We start from the raw sequence: 17,039 nt of genomic DNA, 5'->3' as shown, positions 1-17,039 counted from the left end.
GCCCGTACACTCGCTGGAAACACAACTTCATACCTCATCCAGAGGGGCAGAGGGACACGGCCCGACGAAGCCCCGGCAACCACCCCGCACGACCCGCTCGGCGACCGGATCGCCCGAGGCCAGGCGCGGCAGGTGCCAATTCCGTCCCCGTCGCAACGTGCGGCGCAGGGGAAGATGAGAGGACGGCCTCGCATGACGTCGCTGATCGACGCAACCACCAGTTCCGACTCGGCTACCGTCAGCTCCGCCAGCCCGGCGCGGGCGTTGGTCTGCCGTGGCTGCGGCACCGAGTATCCGCTCGCCGCGCAGCACGCGTGTTACGAGTGTTTCGGGCCGCTGGAGGTCGCTTACGACCCGGCGGCCATCGCCCGCGTCACCCGGGCCGACATCGAGGCGGGCCCGGCCAACATCTGGCGGTACGCCCCGCTGCTGCCCGCCGGGCAGGACCCGGCCACCCGGGTCAGCCTGGACCCCGGGTTCACCCCGCTGGTCCCGGCCGCCGCGCTCGCCGCCGAGCTGGGCATCACCGGGTCGCTGTGGGTCAAGGACGACAGCGCCAACCCGACCCACTCGTTCAAGGACCGGGTCGTCTCGGTCGCCCTCACCGCCGCCCGTACGCTCGGTTTCTCCCGGTTCGCCTGCGCCTCGACCGGCAACCTGGCCAACTCGGTGGCCGCCCACGCGGCCCGCGCCGGCGTGCCGTCGATCGTCTTCATCCCCGGTGACCTGGAGCCCGGCAAGATCGTCACCACCGCCGTGTACGGCGGGGAGCTGGTCGCGATCGACGGCTCCTACGACGACGTGAACCGGCTCTGCAGTGAGCTGGTGGAGACCGACGAGTTCGCCGACACCGCGTTCGTCAACGTCAACGTGCGGCCGTACTACGCCGAGGGGTCGAAGACTCTCGGTTACGAGGTGGCCGAGCAGCTCGGCTGGCGGATCCCCGAGCAGGTGGTGATCCCGATGGCCAGCGGTGAGCTGCTCACCAAGGTCGACAAGGCGTTCGCCGAGCTGGTCGAGATCGGCCTGGTCGAGGCGTCGGCCAACGGCTGGCGGGTGTTCGGCGCCCAGTCGGCCGGCTGCAACCCGATCGCCACCGCGCTGCACCGGGACACCGACGCGATCGTGCCGGTGAAGCCGACCGGGATCGCCAAGTCGCTCAACATCGGCGACCCGGCGGCCGGGCTGTACGCGCTCGAGGCGGTCCGGCGGACCGGCGGCTGGATGGACTACGCCGACGACGACGAGATCCGCGCCGGGATCCGGCTGCTGGCCCGGACCACCGGGGTCTTCGCCGAGACCGCCGGCGGGGTGACCACGGCGGTGCTGAAGAAGCTGGTTGACTCCGGTCGGCTCGACCCGGCAGCGGAGACGGTCGTCTACAACACCGGTGAGGGTCTGAAGACGATCGACGCGGTGGCCGGACTGGTCGGGCCGACGCACCGGGTCAAGCCGTCGTTGCGCTCAGTCCGCGAGGCGGGACTCCTCGGCTGACCGGCTGAACAGCGGTCAATCCCTTGATCGGCCGGTCGGCGTGCGCCGATCGGCCGATGTGCTGTGTGCGGTCCGTAGTCAGAGTTTTGCCATAGGTTGAGAAAACACGCCAGCGGGGTCTTGACGACTGCACTTGCACCGCGCAGGATGCTCCGTGCGGGAGGGCGACTCGCCGTAAGGGCCTCGACAGAGCTTGGCAACAATCTCAACCCTGAGGTCCAACGACCAACAGCGCCGGCGGTGCTGTGCGAGCGCCCTCCCGACCAACGTCCGCCCCGAGTTGGCGCGGTTGCCGATCACGCCAGGTGTCGGTAAATCGGTCGCGCGGGCGGCTCCACCCCGTCACCCTCGACGGCATGGACATCACCATCACCCCGCTGGATCCCGCCGATCCGACCACCGTCGATCAGGCGTACGGGATCAAGGCCGCCTCGGTTCACGTACCGGACATGCCGCCATCACCCCGCCAGTGGTTCGAGGCCACCATCGGCTTCCAGCGCAAGGACGAACGGATCGACCATGCCCTCGCGTACCTCGACGGCGTCCCGGTCGGGCTGATCAAGATCGAGTACCCGCTGCTGGACAACCTGGACAATGCCGGCCTGGACATCCAGGTGCTGCCCGAATACCGACGGCGCGGCGTGGGGCGGGCACTGTACGCGTACGGGGTGGCGCAGGTCCGCGCCGCCGGCCGGACCCGGATCATGGGGCACTCGCCGGACACCATGCCGGGCGGTGTGGTCCGGGACCCGGCGCCGACCGCCTTCGCGCAGTCGCTGGGTGCCAAGTCCGCACTGGTCGATGTCCGTCGCCGACTCGACATCGACACGGTCGACGCCGCCGCGCTCGACGCGCTGCTCGCCGACAGCCTGCCACGGGCCGCCGGCTACGAACTGCTCACCTGGGCCGGCGAGGTCCCCGACGCCCACCTCGACGACATCGCCTACCTCGACGGCCGGCTGGTCACCGACGCGCCAATGGGCGACCTGCAATGGGAGGCCGAGCAGGTCGACGCCGCCCGGATCCGCGAGTTCGAGGCGTTCCGCCGCGCCCAGGGCGTCCGGGGCTACCACGTCGTCGCCTGGCACGTCGACAGCGGGCGGATCGTCGCCTGGACCCACATCACCTGTCCGGCCACGCCCGACTGGCACGCCATCCAGCAGATCACCATCGTCGACCCGGACCATCGCGGCCACCGGCTCGGGCTGATCGTCAAGATCGAGAACCTGCGGCTGGTGACGCGGCACGAGCCGGCGCTGCGGGTCATCGACACCTGGAACGCCGACAGCAACCGCCACATGATCGCCATCAACGAGGCGATCGGCTACCGGGCCGTCGACATCTGGCAGAACTGGCAGCAGACCATCTGAGGCATCCGGTCCGGCCGTCGGTGCCGCCACCCGGCCGGCCGGTTGCGGCATGATGGCGTGCATGACGGAGACCCCGCACCCCCTGTACGTCACGCACGCCGACACCCTGGCCCGTGCGTTGACCGCGATCACCGAACGGGACTACTGGTCGGCGTACCCCGAGTCGCCGAGCCCACGGATCTACGGCGAACACGCTGCGGACGAGGGCGCCACCGCGTTCCGTGGCTACCTCGGCCAGGACTTCCCACTGGACCAGGCCAGCGCCACCGGCGGCCCGGTCGCCACCGAGCGCAGCCCGTTCGGCGTCGAACTCGGCGTACGGTATCCGCGCCCCGACGTCGACCAGCTGATCGCCGCCGCCCGCGCGGCGCTGCCCGACTGGCGCGACGCCGGCCCCCGTACCCGGGCCGGGGTCTGCCTGGAGATCCTGGCCCGGCTGCACGCGCACTCCTTCGAGCTGGCCAACGCGGTGCAGTTCACCACCGGCCAGGCGTTCGTGATGGCCTTCCAGGCGGGCGCGACGCACGCCTTCGACCGGGCGCTGGAGGCGGTGGCGTACGCGTACGCCGAAATGACCCGCCACCCGGACACCGCCGACTGGTCCAAGCCGGCCGGTCGGGGCGAACCGCTGCGGATGACCAAGACGTACCACGTGGTGCCGCGCGGCGTCGCCCTGGTGATCGGCTGCCGCACCTTCCCGACCTGGAACTCCTACCCGGGACTGTTCGCCTCCCTGGTCACCGGCAATCCGGTGGTGGTCAAGCCGCACCCGGGCGCGGTGCTGCCGCTGGCGATCACCGTCCGGTACGCCCGACAGGTGCTCGCCGAGGCCGGCTTCGACCCGGACCTGGTGCAGCTGGCGGCCGAGGCGCCGGACGAGCGGCTGGCGACCGTCCTCGCCACCCACCCGCAGGTGCGCATCGTCGACTTCACCGGCTCCACCGAGTACGGCGACTGGCTGGAGGCCAACGCCCGGCAGGCCAGCGTCTACACCGAGAAGGCCGGCGTCAACACGGTCGTCGTCGACTCCACGGCGGACTTCGCCGGCATGTGCCGCAACCTTGCCTTCTCCCTGTCGCTCTACAGCGGACAGATGTGCACCACCCCGCAGAACATCCTGGTGCCCGCCGACGGCATCGACACCGACCAGGGTCACAAGAGCCTGGACGAGGTGGCCGCCGGCATCGCCACCGCGATCGGCAAACTGACCGGCGACCCGGGCCGCGCGGTCGAGATCATCGGGGCGATCGGCGACGACGGCGTACTGCAGCGGCTCGCCGACGCCGCGAAGCTGGGCGAACCGGTCCTGGAGTCGCGCGAGCTCGCCCACCCGGCCCACCCGGACGCGGTGGTCCGTACCCCGCTGCTGGTCAAGCTGGACGCGGCGGCCGAGGAGACCTACGGCCGGGAGTGGTTCGGGCCGGTGGCCTTCGTCTTGGCCACCGCCTCCACCGCGCAGAGCATCGAGATCTTCCGGCGGACCGTCGGCACCCGTGGCGGGCTGACCGCCGGCGTCCACTCGACCGACGAGCGGGTGCTCGACGAGGTCGAGGCGGCGGCGGTCGACGTCGGCGTGCACCTGTCGACGAACCTGACTGGCGGCGTGTTCGTCAACCAGTCGGCGGCCTTCTCCGACTTCCACGCCACCGGCGCCAACGCCGCCGGCAATGCGGCGTTGACCGACGGGGCGTACGTCGCCGGCCGGTTCCGCATCGTCCAGTCCCGCCGGCACCGCTGAGTCGACCGCGCGGCATCGACCGTCCCGTGCAGGCCCGACCGGCCGGCGGATCGCCCCGCCGGCCGGTCAGCGCGAGGCGCGTGCGTACCGCGTCGGTCAGCGCGACAGCGTGCGTACCGCGTCGGCGACCGCCGTCGCCACCGCCGCCGCGAAACCCAGGTCGAGGGTGTCCAGGGTGTCGGTCGGCCGGTGGTAGTGCGGGTTGCGGAAGTCGGCGGTGTCGCTGACCATCACGGCGAGCAGCCCGGCGTCCCAGTACGGCACGTGGTCGCTGCGGGCGACGTCGCCGCCCTGCCGCCGGGGCACCGGCAGCGGCACCACCGGCAGCGACGGCTCCTGAACCCAGCCGGCCGCCTGGAAGGCGGCCAACCACTGGCTGGACTCGATGCTGCCGACCACGGCGACGAAGTCGCCCCGGTCTAGCCCGTCGACGTCGCCCAGCACGTCGCCCAGCCCGGCCGGGATCCGCTGACTGCCCACAGTGGCGTCGCGGTAGCCGATCATCTCCAGCACGACCGCCCCGGCGACCGGTACGCCGTCGCTGCCCAGCCGGGCGACGTGCGCCCGGCTGCCGGTGAACGGCACGTCGTCCTCCTCGCCGCCGAACAGGCAGAACCGGGGTCGCCGGGCCGGCGGGTCGGCGGCCAGCACCCGGGCGACCTCCAGCAGCCCGGCCACCCCGCTGGCGTTGTCGTCGGCTCCCGGGCTGCCGGCCACCGTGTCCCAGTGGGCACAGACCTCGACGATCGGCCCGTCGGCCGGCCGGCCCGCGTCGGCGATCAGGTTGACCTGGTGCGGGGCGTCGCCGTACCGCTCGACGACCACCCGGTGACCGGAATCCGACAGACGCCCGGTCAGGTAGTCGAGGACCGGGCCGGTCGCGGCCGGGTTGGTGTGATGTCGCGGCCCGCGCCGGGTCAGCTCCGAGATGTGGGTACGCAGCGCCGCAGCGCTGATGATCGTCACCTGATCCTGTGTACCAACCGGGATCCACGCCTCGGGTGGCTGCCCGGTCCGCCGTCGGCGCTGGTGCCGTCGGGGCCGCCGCAGGTGCGGGTCAGGCCGGGCGGCGCATCTGCAGCTCGGTCAGGTCCGGCAGCGTCGGGTGCGGCAGGCGGACCCCGGTGTCGGTGAACCCGAGCCGCTGGTACGCCCGCAGCGCCCGGTCGTTGCCGACCACCACCTCCAGCAGCAGCTGCGGGCGGCCCGCCGCACGAGACCAGTCGGCGACCGCGTCGACCAGGGCGCCGAGCAGCCCCTGCCCGCGCCAGGGCGGGCTGACGTAGACGGCGTACAGCACGGTGACCGCCGGATCGTCGCTGGCGGCGTGCGCCCCGGCGTGGGCCACGAACCGGCCGCCGGTGCGCCGCTGGGCCGGTCCGGCGGGACGCTGCTGCGCCGGCCCGGCGGTGGCCTCCGCGACGAACTGGGCCAGCGCGGTGCCGGTGGCGGCGCGGGCGGCCCTCGCCGCGTACTCGTCGTGCGGGCGGGCGGCCGCGTCGGCGAGGGTCTCGAGGTACGCCAGCGGCGAGTCGGCCAGCATCTCCAGCCGCAGCGCCCGCATCCGCCCGGCGTCGTCGGGACCGATCCGGCGTACCGTCGCCCTGCCTGTCGCAACCTCGTTCACGGGTATCTGCTTATCAGGCCACCAGCAGTAGCGCCGCACCGAGTTGCCGGCAGAAGCCGACGCCGTGGTCGAACCCCTGCTCGCCGGGGTAACGGGCCAGCGCCCCGATTACCCAGTGTTCGCCGATCGCCAGGCAGCTGATATGCCACAGGTCGTCCTCGTCGCGCAGCAGCCAGCCGTTCTTGATGGCGACGGTGGCGGCGTACTCGGGGGTGAGGGCGTCGCGGGGCCCGAAGTCGCCCTCGCCGCGTACCGCGCGCATCTCGCCGAGCAGCCAGGGGGTCCACTGCGGCCCGGCGGCCCGGCCGTCGGCGATGCACCGGCCGAGCCGGGCGAGGTCGCGGGCGGAGACGACGGTGTTGCTCCACCGGTCGAGGACCGGGGCGGTGTCGGTCAGGCCGCAGACGCGCACCATCCGGTGGATCGAGTCCTCGCCGCCTACCCGGGCGTAGGTGGCGTCCGCGCCCGGGTTGTCGCTGTCGCGGATGATCGCGGACAGTTCGGCCAGTCGTGGGGCGCGGGGCAGCAGTCCCTGTTCGTCGGCGCGGCGCAGGTCGTCGGCGGCCAGCCAGGCCTTGATCAGGGACATGGTGTCGCTCTGCGCGGTGTAGTTGGCCGACCCGGTGAGCAGCCCGGTGCGCCGGTTCAGCGCGGCCCAGGAGTAGAACCCGTCGTCGGGCAGCGTGATCTCTCCCTCGCGGAGCAGGACGGTCCGGTGGTCGTCGCCGGGGACGGTCCAGCCGGGCTGGCGGGGTGGCGGCGTACCGGCGTCGCCGGGCAGGGCCCCGGTGAACGCGGAGAGCACGACGAGCAGGCCGATGCCGGCGGCCACCGGGTGTCGTTGGCCACCGCGTCGGTGGTCGTGTCGTGGGGCCGCGCGATCCGGTCGGCGGGCCGCGCGGGCACCGGCGGCGCGGTGCCGCCCGGACCTCACGTTCTGCGGTGTACGGAACACACATGGTCAACGACAGGCGGAGTCAGTGGGACGTGAGCGTGACCTAATGTCCCCATTTGGGGTAGTGCAGCGCCGTCGCGTCTCGTGTAGCGTGCGATTTCGGTCGCTCCGTTCGCGCGTCGCTACTCAGCGTTCGGACGGGCGACCGGGTGGGCGAGTCACGCCTGCCCATGGCCGGCAGGAGGCCCGGCGCGACAGAAGTGAGGAAGTGCACCGTGGCACAGGGCACCGTGAAGTGGTTCAACAGCGAAAAGGGCTACGGCTTCATCGCGGTCGACGGAGGTCAGGACGTCTTCGTCCACTTCTCCGCGATCGAGATGGACGGCTACAAGGCGCTCGAAGACGGCCAGCGGGTCGAGTTCGAGGTCGGCCAGGGTCAGAAGGGTCCGCAGGCCGAACGGGTCCGACTCGTCGGCTGATCGCCGGGGGCGCCGACCCGGCGCCGCCCGGTCGCACCACACGTCCGTACCTGTCAGGGCGTCGGTCTCCTCGCGGAGCCGGCGCCTTTTTTCGTGCGCGGTTCCGTGCGCGGTTTCGTGCGCGGTTTCGTGCGCGGTTTCGTGCGCGGTTTCGTGCGCGGTTTCGTGCGTGGGTGCGGCCGCGGGTGCGGCCGTCGGCCGGCCGAGGCCTCTCCTCGGGGGTGCCGGCAACCCGCCGTTCGCTTGCACTCGACAGGGGAGAGTGCTAAACAAGGATTGGCACTCGCGAACCGGGAGTGCCAATGGTCGGGGCGGTGGGGCCACCACCGCGGTTCCCTGGAGCGGAGCCGTGGGGGCTGGCCGGTCGTCGCGGGCTATCCGGCCCGGCCGGCGGACGTCACTGTCGCCAGGTAGTGACGTCCGAAGGTGCGTAAAGCAGGCGGCATACCGGAGCCGACCGGCTCCGATGCCGCGAGCGTCCAGGAGGACAACGCCGTATGGCCAAGATGATCGCGTTCGACGAAGAGGCGCGCCGCGGCCTCGAGCGGGGCATGAACACCCTCGCCGACGCCGTCAAGGTGACGCTCGGCCCCAAGGGCCGCAACGTCGTGCTCGAAAAGAAGTGGGGAGCCCCCACCATCACCAACGATGGTGTGAGCATCGCCAAGGAGATCGAGCTCGAGGACCCGTACGAGAAGATCGGCGCTGAGCTGGTCAAGGAGGTCGCCAAGAAGACCGACGACGTGGCCGGTGACGGCACGACGACGGCGACCGTCCTGGCCCAGGCGCTGGTCCGCGAAGGCCTGCGCAACGTCGCGGCCGGCGCGAACCCGATGGCCCTGAAGCGGGGCATCGAGGCTGCCGTGGCCAACGTCTCGGAGGAGCTGAGCAAGCTCGCCAAGGACGTGGAGACCAAGGAGCAGATCGCCTCCACCGCGTCGATCTCGGCCGGGGACTCCAGCGTCGGCGAGATCATCGCCGAGGCGATGGACAAGGTCGGCAAGGAAGGTGTCATCACCGTCGAGGAGAGCAACACCTTCGGCCTGGAGCTGGAGCTCACCGAGGGTATGCGCTTCGACAAGGGCTACATCTCGCCCTACTTCTGGACCGACCCGGAGCGGATGGAGGCCGTCCTCGACGACCCCTACATCCTGATCGTCAACAGCAAGATCTCCTCGGTCAAGGACCTGCTCCCGATCCTGGAGAAGATCATGCAGTCGGGCAAGCCGCTGCTGATCATCGCCGAGGACGTCGAGGGTGAGGCCCTGGCCACCCTGATCGTCAACAAGGTGCGCGGCACCTTCAAGTCGGTTGCCGTCAAGGCCCCCGGCTTCGGCGACCGCCGCAAGGCGATGCTGACCGACATCTCGATCCTCACCGGCGGCCAGGTCGTCAGCGAGGAACTGGGCCTCAAGCTCGACGCGGTGACCATCGACATGCTGGGCCGGGCCCGCAAGGTCCAGGTCACCAAGGACGAGACCACGGTCGTCGACGGTGCCGGTGACGCCGAGCAGATTCAGGGCCGGGTGAACCAGATCCGGGCCGAGATCGAGAAGAGCGACTCCGACTACGACCGCGAGAAGCTGCAGGAGCGGCTGGCCAAGCTGGCCGGTGGCGTTGCGGTGATCAAGGTCGGCGCCGCCACCGAGGTGGAGCTCAAGGAGCGCAAGCACCGCATCGAGGACGCGGTGCGCAACGCCAAGGCCGCCGTCGAGGAGGGCATCGTCCCCGGTGGTGGTGTCGCCCTGGTGCAGGCCGGCAAGACCGCGTTCGACAAGCTCGACCTGGTCGGCGACGAGGCGACCGGCGCGCAGATCGTCAAGATCGCGCTGGACGCCCCGCTGCGGCAGATCGCCGTCAACGCCGGCCTCGAGGGCGGCGTCGTGGTGGAGAAGGTCCGCAACCTGGAGCCGGGCCACGGCCTCAACGCCGCCAACGGCGAGTACGTGGACCTGCTCAAGGCCGGCATCATCGACCCGGCCAAGGTGACCCGGTCGGCGCTGCAGAACGCCTCGTCGATCGCCGCGCTGTTCCTCACCACCGAGGCTGTGGTGGCGGACAAGCCGGAGAAGAACCCGGCCCCGGCGGGTGCGCCGGGCGGCGGCGAGATGGACTTCTGAGTCCAGCTCGACAGCTCGACATCGACCGCAGGGGCGGTCACCGGCAGAGGTGCACAACCCTCCACCGGTGACCGCCCCTGCGGCCTGTCCGCCTGCCTGCCCCCCGATGATCGCCGCGATCTTGCAGTTATCGCGAAGAAATGTCCACTTTGTTCCACGATAAGCGCAAGATCGTCGCGATCATGGGTGGGAGGGTGGGTGGTCGGGAGAGTGGGGCGGGGGTGGGGGCGGGGGTCGGAGTCGGGTCAGAGCTGTTTGCGGTACAGGAAGAAGACCCGTTGGATGCGGGCGCCGGCGGCTGAGGCGTAGAACGGCACCGGGCCCACCCAGCCGATCTCGACCTGGTGGTGCCCCGCTGCCCGCTGCTCCTGCAGACACCGCCGCAGCAGCAACGCGCCGATGCCGAGGCCCTGCGCCGTCGGTGCCGTCCCCATCGGGCCGAACCAGCTGGGCCGTGAGGAGCCGTACGCGGCGAAGCCGAGCACCTCGACCGGGCCGTCGGCGGAAGCGGCACCAGAAGCGGTGGCGGCGGGCTCACGTACCGCCAGGTGGCAGCCGGCCCCGGCCCGCCCCACCGACTGGGCGACCTCGGCGGCCCACGCGTCGCCGAACGTGGTCCGGGTGAACGCCACCAACGCCGGTACGTCGGCGGCGGTGGCCCGACGTACCGTGATGCCGGCAGCTGCCAGCCGCTGCTGCGCCGGGGCGGTGTCCCGCAGCGCCGGGGAGTCCGTGGCGGACAGGTCGGCCGTCATGTTCCAGGCGGTCCGGTCCTGCTGGTAGCCGCACGCCATCGCCAGGCAGACCGCTGGGGTGTACCGCACGTCCACCCCCGGCCAGGCGTAGTACGGCGGGTTGCCGGCGAGCAGCACCTCAGCGGCACCCCGCACGGCCAACGCGCTCTCCGCCCGGCCCAGCAGCGTCCGACCCAGGCCGTGGCGGCGAAAATCCGGATGTACGGCGATCAGGTCGACGTGCCCCACCGCCGGGTCCCGGTGTGCCAGCGAACCCAGCACCACGCCCCGTACCGTCTGGTCGACCAGGGCGACCAGGGCGACGGTCCGGCGGCGGCTGAGCCCGGCGGCGTCATCGGCCGCCAGCACGGGCGGTGCCGGGTGCAGCCGGTCGATGATCTGCGCGGCCTCGGCGGCGTCGGCGGGCAGGTCGAGGGCGTCGCGGCACAGCTCGACGACCGCCGACCGGTGCCGGTCGGTCAGTTCCTCGATGGTGAACCCGGCTGCCGGGGCGTCCTGACCTGAGGATGCGTCGCGTTCCACGACCGTCGACCTTAACCGGCTGCCTGCGCGGCCTCGACCGCGGCGTACGCGTCGACCAGGCCGGCTCCGGTCAGGTTCGCCCGGTCGCCGCAGGGGTCGGCGAACCCGGTCGACGCGTCGCCGGCGGTCTGCCGCAGGATCTCGTCGGTGCGTTCCAGGTCGCCGATCAGTGCGGGGTTGGCCGACCACATCAGCGCCACCACGCCGGCGACGTGCGGTGCCGCCATCGATGTGCCGTCGAGGGCCGCGTACCCGCCGCCGGGCATCGCCGACAGCACCGCCGCGCCGGGGGCGACCAGGTCCGGCTTGACGTCGCCCTGCGGCGCCGGACCCCGGCTGGAAAAATCGGTCACCGTACGGTCGCTGTCGACCGCGCCGACGGTCAGCACGTCGGCGTACGGGGCCGGCGGGTCGTCGACCGAGCCGCAGAACGGGCCGGTGTTGCCGGCGGCGGCCACCATCATCAGCCCGGCGGCGGCGAGCGCCTGCGTCGCCGGCGCCAGCGAGTCGAGATCGCAGCCTTCCAGCTCCGGGCAGCCCCACGAGTTCGTCAGCACGTGCGGTGCCCGCTCCGGTCGCCCGTCGCGCAGCGGATCGCCGCCGGCCGGGAACGGTGCCAGCATGAACTGCAGGCAGTCCAGGTAGCGGGCCGGGTTGCCGAGGTTGCGGTCGAGGTTGACGCAGCCCACCCAGGAGGCGCCGGGGGCGACCCCGATGGAGGTGTCACCGACCGCCGAGCCGAGTGTGTGGGTGCCGTGTCCGTTGTTGTCGGTCGGCGTACGGGTGTCGTTCCACGGGTCGTACCAGGAGTCGTCGCCGCCCCGGAACCCTTCGGCCAGCGCCGGATGCCTACCGTCCACTCCGGAGTCGGAGGAGCCGACGACGATCCCGGACCCGTCGACGTCGAGCTCGGACCAGACTTCGTTGGCACCGAGCATCGTGATGTTCCACTGTGGTGAGGACGGGGCCGGCTCGTCGCCGCCGTCGCCGGTGACCGGGGCGGGCAGCGGCCGCAGCTGCGGGCTGAGCAGCACCCGGTCGACGTCGGCGCGGCGCGACAGCCACGCCCGTACCGCCGCGCCGCCGTCCACCTCGATCGCGTTGACCAGGTAGTACGGGGTGTACGACAGGCCCCAGCGGTCGAGGTCGGCCCGTAGGCCGGCCTGGCTGGACTCGGCGGTGTCGACCAGCCGGCGGTAGACCTCGCCGATCCGGGCGTCGCGGCCGGCCGGCCCGGTGGCCCGGGTGACGTCGGACAGGTCGGCCTGTTCGCGCAGCACCACGAAGAGGCGTTCGCCGTACAGGCCGGGTTGCCCGGCGGTGAGGTACACCGCCGTACCGGTCGCCGCGAGGACCGCGACCACGACGGCCGCGACGATCCGGCGCGGCCGCACGCTACCGGCCGGCGCGGTGCCGAGCCGGCCGGCACCGGCCCGGCCGAGTCCGACGCCGAGGATCACACTGAGTACGACGCCGAGCGCCCACGCCACGCCGGCTCCGACCGCCGCCCAGAAGGGCAGGTCCCGGCCGATCAGCAGCAGCGAGATCTCCTCGCCGTCGAGGAAGGCGAGCGGTCCGACGACGGTCGACCCGACCAGTACGCCGACCGGGGCGCTGCCGGCCATACCGCGCCCGGCCCGAGAGGTGCCGGCCCGATCGGTGCCTGCTGCGGCGCCGCCTGCCGGGGCGCTGCCGGTCCGGCGGGTGGCCCAGACGATCGCGGCGGCGGCGTAGCCGATCGGCGGCACCGCCAGCAGGGCGACCAGTTGCACCCCGGGCTGGCCGACCCCGGCGGCGAGCAGCGCCAGGCCGACCCCGGCGACCGTGCCGCCGGCCAGCACGGTCCGCACCGCCGACGGGCCGCGCGCGGTGTCGCCGATCGCCGACCAGTAGCCGGGCGGCAGCAGCTCGACGGCGTACGAGCCGACGGCGGCGGCCGCGACGAGCGCCAGCAGGGTCTCCGCGACCCCGCCGAGGGCACCGAGCCAGAGCCATGGCACCAGCATGACCAGCCCGGCCGCGACGGCGATCAGCGTCGGCGTCAGCCGGTCCCGCCCGGCCGCCGGTTCCGGCGCGGCTTCGGCGGTGGCCGCTTCGGCGGTGGCATCAGCGGCGGGGGCCGCTTCAGCGGCGGGGGCGGCTTCAGCGGCGGGGGCGGCTTCAGCGGCGGGGGCGGCTTCAGCGGTGGGGGTGGCGGTGCGGCGGCGTAGCGTCCGCAGCAGCAGTGCGCCACCGGCGGCCAGCGCGGCGAGCAGCAGCAGGTACAGCTCGTGCTGCGCGCCGGGAAGCGCCCGGATCAGCCCGAACCCGGCGAGCGCGAACGCGCCGACCAGCCAGGCGCGGCCGGTGGCCCGGACCGCGGTCGACCGGGGGACCAGGGCCAGCAGCATCGCCGGCACCCCGACCAGCAGCGCGTTGCCGAGTCCGATCAGCGGCCACACCACCGCCGGCCGGGGCAGGCCGCTGGCGAGCAGGACCTGGTCGGTGAGCCAGCCACCGGCCTGCGCCAGCACGGTGACGCCCAGTGACCAGAGCCCGACGGCGACGGCAGCGATCACCGGCCACGGGCTCGGGGCGGGGGCCGGTGCCGGGTAGGGCGCGACGGGGTAGGGATGACCGGGTAAGGGGTGTCCGGGAAATCCGGGGACCTGCGACATGTCCGCCACGATAGGCGGGCGGTTACGGTGGACGGGTGCGTGACCCAGCCGTTTCCCGGTATGCCGCCGGCCAGCTGTCCGTGACCCGTCGTGCCGCCGACCTGCGTCGGCTGCGCAGCGAGCGGTTCGACGTCCTGGTGATCGGCGGTGGCGTGACCGGCGCCGGTGCCGCCCTCGACGCCGCCTCCCGTGGCCTGAAGGTCGCGCTGATCGAGGCGCGCGACTACGCCGCCGGCACGTCCAGCCGGTCCAGCAAACTGATCCACGGCGGCCTGCGCTACCTGGAACAGTTGGAGCTGGGCCTGGTCCACGAGGCGCTCACTGAGCGTGGCCTGCTGGCCACCCGGATCGCGCCGCATCTGGTCCGGCCGGTGCCGATCCTGGTGCCGTTGCCGCACGGCGACGCCCCCGGGGTGCGGGCGCTGCCGGGCCGGGCCTGGCGACGGGCCTACTACGGGGCCGGTGTCGCCGCGTACGACGTGTTCGCCGGTGTCTTCGGCGGCGGCCGGGGCATGCCGCTGCACCAGCACCTGTCCCGCGAAGGCGCCCGGCGGGTGTTCCCGAGCCTGCGGCCGGACGTGGTGGCCGGCGCGATCCGCTACTACGACGGCCAGGTCGACGACGCCCGGCTGGTCGTGACGCTGGCCCGGACCGCCGCGAGTCTGGGCGCGGCCACGGTGACCAGCGCCCGCGTCGTCGGCCTGCTGCGGCAGGCCCGCGAGGTGACGGGGGTCCGGGTGCGGGACATGGAGGCCCGGCCCGGGGACCCGGACGCCGAGTTCGAGGTACGGGCCCGCACCGTGATCGCGGCCACCGGGGTGTGGAGCGACGACGTGTCGCGGATGCTCGGCGACGTCGGGGTCCGGCCCGGTCTGCGGGTACGGGCGTCGAAGGGCGTGCACCTGGTGGTGCCCCGGTCGGCGATCACCGGTGAGGCGGGGCTGATCCTGCGTACCGCCACGTCGGTGCTGTTCGTGCTCCCCTGGGGCGGGCACTGGATCATCGGCACCACGGACACCGACTGGCGGCTCGACCGTTCCCACCCGGCGGCCTCGGACCGGGACATCGGCTACCTGCTGGACCAGGTCAACACGGTGCTGGACCGGCCGTTGACGCCGCGCGACATCGAGGGCGTGTACGCCGGGCTGCGGCCGCTGCTGGCCGGTGAGGCGGACTCCACGTCGCGGCTGTCCCGGGAGCACGCGGTGGTCGAGCCGATGCTCGGGTTGCTGCTGGTGGCCGGCGGCAAGTACACGACGTACCGGGTGATGGCCGCCGACGTGGTGGACCGGGCGGCGGCCCGGCTCGGGGTGACCCGGCCGTCGCGGACCGCGCAGCTGCCGCTGCTCGGCGCGGACGGCTACACCGCGATGTGGCGGGACCGGGCGGACGTGGCCCGCCGCAACGGCGTACCGGTCGGCGTGCTGGAGCACCTGCTGGAGCGGTACGGCACCCTCGCGGTGGAGCTGCTGGCGCTGATCCGGGACGATCCGCTGCTGGCCAGCCCGGTCTCCGGGGCCCCCGAGTATCTGGCCGCCGAGATCGCGTACGCCGCCCGCGCCGAAGGCGCGCTGCACCTGGACGACGTGCTGACCCGGCGGACCCGGATCTCGATCGAGACGCCGCACCGGGGCAACGACTCGGCCGAGCACACCGCCGAGGTGATGGGCCGGGCGCTCGGCTGGGACGACGCGGTCCGGGCCCGGGAGGTGGAGCACTACCAGGCGCGGGTGGCGGCAGAGTTGCAGTCGCAGCGGATGCCGGACGACGCGACGGCGGACGCGGCCCGGCTCGGTGCCGCCGACGTGCGGGGCTTCGCCGCCGACCGGGGCGTGGACTGGCCGACGGACACCGGCATCGCCACCGGCTGACGGCCGGCACCAGAGCTGGGCCGGCTCAGGAGCTCACAGCCGGCGTCTGCGCTGGGCCGGGTCAGAGCAGCTTGCCGGGGTTGAGCAGGCCGGTCGGGTCGAGCGCCTGCTTGATCGCCCGGTGCACCCGCATCCCGACCGGGCCGATCTCTTCGGCCAGCCAGTCCCGTTTGAGCAGCCCGACGCCGTGTTCGCCGGTGCAGGTGCCACCGAGGTCCAGGCCGAGCCGCATGATCACGTCGAACGCGGCCCGGCCCCGGGCCAGGCTCTGCGGGTCGGCGCGGTCGACCACGATGTTGGGGTGCAGGTTGCCGTCGCCGGCGTGCCCGACCACCCCGATCGGCACCTCGTGCGCGGTGGCGATCGCGGCGACCCCGTCGAGCATCCGGGCCAGCGCCGAGCGGGGCACCGCCACGTCGTCGATGATCAGCCCGCCGCTGCCGTCGGGGAAGGTACGGGCGGCGAAGTGCTCCATCGCCGGGTGGGCCAGCCGGCGGGCCTGCAGCAGGGCAGCGGCCTCGACCGCGTCGCTGGCGGCGTACACCTCGGTGGCGCCGGCCGTGGTGCAGACCTGGGCGATCCGGTCCAGGTCGGCGCTGGCGGCGGTGCCGGTGTCGACCGAGGCGAGCAGCAGCGCGGCGGCGTCCGTGCGCAGCCCCATCGGCCGGTACGCCTCGATCGCCTGCAGGTGGGTGCGGTCCAGCAGTTCCAGCAGGCTGGGGCTGAGCCCACCGGCGGCGATGTCGGCGACGGCGGCCCCGGCGGCGGCGGTGGAGTCGAAGACGGCGACCAGGGTGAGGGCGGTGTCGGCGGCGGGCCGCAGCGCGACGGTCACCTCGGTGATCACCCCGAGGGTGCCTTCGGAGCCGACGAACAGCCGGGTCAGGTCGTAGCCGGCGACCCCCTTGGCGGTGCGTCGGCCGGTCCGCAGCACCTCGCCGCTGGCCAGGACCACTTCGAGGCCGATGACGTACTCGCTGGTCACGCCGTACTTGACGCAGCACATGCCGCCGGCGTTGGTGGCGACGTTGCCGCCGATGGTCGACGACTCCCAGGAGCCGGGGTCCGGCGGGTAGCGCAGCCCGTGCCGACCGACCTCGGCGGCGAGTGTGGCGTTGACCACGCCGGGCTGGACGACGGCGGTGCGGTTGACCGGGTCGACGTCGACGATCGTGTCCATCGCGACGGTGGAGACGACCACCGCGCCGTCGACGGCGTTCGCCGCGCCGGCCAGCCCGGTCCGCGCCCCCTGCGGCACCACCGGTACGCCGTACCGGGCGGCGACGCCGACGGTGGCGACCACCTCGGCGGTCGTGCGGGGCCGGACCACGACGGCGGGGGTGCCGGCGGCGCAGAGGTCCGCCTCGTCGCGTTGGTGGCCGCGCAGCAGGTCGGGGTCGGTGAGCACCGCACCGTCGGGCAGCACCGCGCGGAGGGCGTCGATGAGGTCGGACATGGTCGCAGGCTAGCCAGCCGGGCGGTGCCTCGACCAGCGCGGGACACCACCAGGC

12 protein-coding genes and 1 riboswitch are annotated in these 17,039 nt (G+C 73.1%); of the genes, 6 read left to right on the top strand and 6 right to left on the bottom strand.

Features of this window, described 5'->3' with window-relative positions; genetic code table 11:
- Nucleotides 1-31: 31 nt before the first annotated feature.
- Nucleotides 32-181, top strand: a riboswitch (SAM riboswitch).
- A gap of 11 nt (nt 182-192) precedes the next feature.
- From thrC to paaN, 3 genes are all read left to right on the top strand, one after another.
- A complete protein-coding gene (gene thrC, locus ACN28F_RS12550; RefSeq protein WP_421357860.1) occupies nt 193-1,494 on the top strand; it encodes a threonine synthase in 1,302 nt (433 codons plus the stop codon).
- Between the two features lie 356 nt (nt 1,495-1,850).
- Nucleotides 1,851-2,864, top strand: coding sequence for a GNAT family N-acetyltransferase (locus tag ACN28F_RS12545; protein WP_421357858.1), 1,014 nt, complete (start codon nt 1,851-1,853; stop codon nt 2,862-2,864).
- Between the two features lie 61 nt (nt 2,865-2,925).
- Nucleotides 2,926-4,602 (top strand): phenylacetic acid degradation protein PaaN, encoded by a 1,677-nt coding sequence (gene paaN / locus ACN28F_RS12540; RefSeq protein WP_421357856.1) that lies wholly within the window; start codon nt 2,926-2,928, stop codon nt 4,600-4,602.
- A gap of 96 nt (nt 4,603-4,698) precedes the next feature.
- On the opposite strand, the gene ACN28F_RS12535 is transcribed toward paaN, so the two are convergent.
- From ACN28F_RS12535 to ACN28F_RS12525, 3 genes are all read right to left on the bottom strand, one after another.
- On the bottom strand, nt 4,699-5,568 hold the full coding sequence (locus ACN28F_RS12535) for a M28 family peptidase (protein WP_421357854.1): 870 nt from the start codon (nt 5,566-5,568) through the stop codon (nt 4,699-4,701).
- 91 nt (nt 5,569-5,659) lie between these two features.
- Nucleotides 5,660-6,166: a GNAT family N-acetyltransferase gene (locus tag ACN28F_RS12530; RefSeq protein ID WP_421361380.1), complete on the bottom strand. Its 507-nt coding sequence runs from the start codon at nt 6,164-6,166 to the stop codon at nt 5,660-5,662.
- 76 nt (nt 6,167-6,242) lie between these two features.
- Nucleotides 6,243-7,061 carry a serine hydrolase gene (locus ACN28F_RS12525; protein ID WP_289208144.1) on the bottom strand — a complete coding sequence of 273 codons (819 nt, stop codon included), beginning with the start codon at nt 7,059-7,061 and terminating at the stop codon, nt 6,243-6,245.
- A 338-nt stretch (nt 7,062-7,399) separates the two neighbouring features.
- On the opposite strand from ACN28F_RS12525, the gene ACN28F_RS12520 reads away from it, so the two are divergent.
- Together ACN28F_RS12520 and groL are read left to right on the top strand one after the other, a co-directional pair.
- Complete coding sequence (locus tag ACN28F_RS12520; protein ID WP_289208143.1) at nt 7,400-7,603, top strand: cold-shock protein; 204 nt, start codon at nt 7,400-7,402, stop codon at nt 7,601-7,603.
- Between the two features lie 497 nt (nt 7,604-8,100).
- Nucleotides 8,101-9,723 (top strand): chaperonin GroEL, encoded by a 1,623-nt coding sequence (gene groL, locus ACN28F_RS12515; protein ID WP_289208142.1) that lies wholly within the window; start codon nt 8,101-8,103, stop codon nt 9,721-9,723.
- 245 nt (nt 9,724-9,968) lie between these two features.
- Here the strand turns inward: groL and ACN28F_RS12510 are convergent, their stop codons facing one another.
- Nucleotides 9,969-11,000: a GNAT family N-acetyltransferase gene (locus ACN28F_RS12510; protein ID WP_421357852.1), complete on the bottom strand. Its 1,032-nt coding sequence runs from the start codon at nt 10,998-11,000 to the stop codon at nt 9,969-9,971.
- Between the two features lie 11 nt (nt 11,001-11,011).
- Complete coding sequence (locus tag ACN28F_RS12505; protein WP_421357850.1) at nt 11,012-13,657, bottom strand: S8 family serine peptidase; 2,646 nt, start codon at nt 13,655-13,657, stop codon at nt 11,012-11,014.
- Between the two features lie 35 nt (nt 13,658-13,692).
- On the opposite strand from ACN28F_RS12505, the gene ACN28F_RS12500 reads away from it, so the two are divergent.
- Nucleotides 13,693-15,528 carry a glycerol-3-phosphate dehydrogenase/oxidase gene (locus ACN28F_RS12500; protein WP_421357848.1) on the top strand — a complete coding sequence of 612 codons (1,836 nt, stop codon included), beginning with the start codon at nt 13,693-13,695 and terminating at the stop codon, nt 15,526-15,528.
- A gap of 61 nt (nt 15,529-15,589) precedes the next feature.
- Here ACN28F_RS12500 and ACN28F_RS12495 read toward each other — a convergent pair whose 3' ends face one another.
- Nucleotides 15,590-16,984 (bottom strand): FAD-binding oxidoreductase, encoded by a 1,395-nt coding sequence (locus tag ACN28F_RS12495; protein WP_421357846.1) that lies wholly within the window; start codon nt 16,982-16,984, stop codon nt 15,590-15,592.
- Between the last annotated feature and the right edge of the window lie 55 nt (nt 16,985-17,039).

It is taken from the genome of Solwaraspora sp. WMMA2101 (assembly GCF_049179175.1).
Classification (GTDB): Bacteria; Actinomycetota; Actinomycetes; order Mycobacteriales; family Micromonosporaceae; genus Micromonospora_E.
Note: the sequence above shows the minus strand (reverse complement) of the source record. Positions and strands in the feature narration are given on the sequence as shown.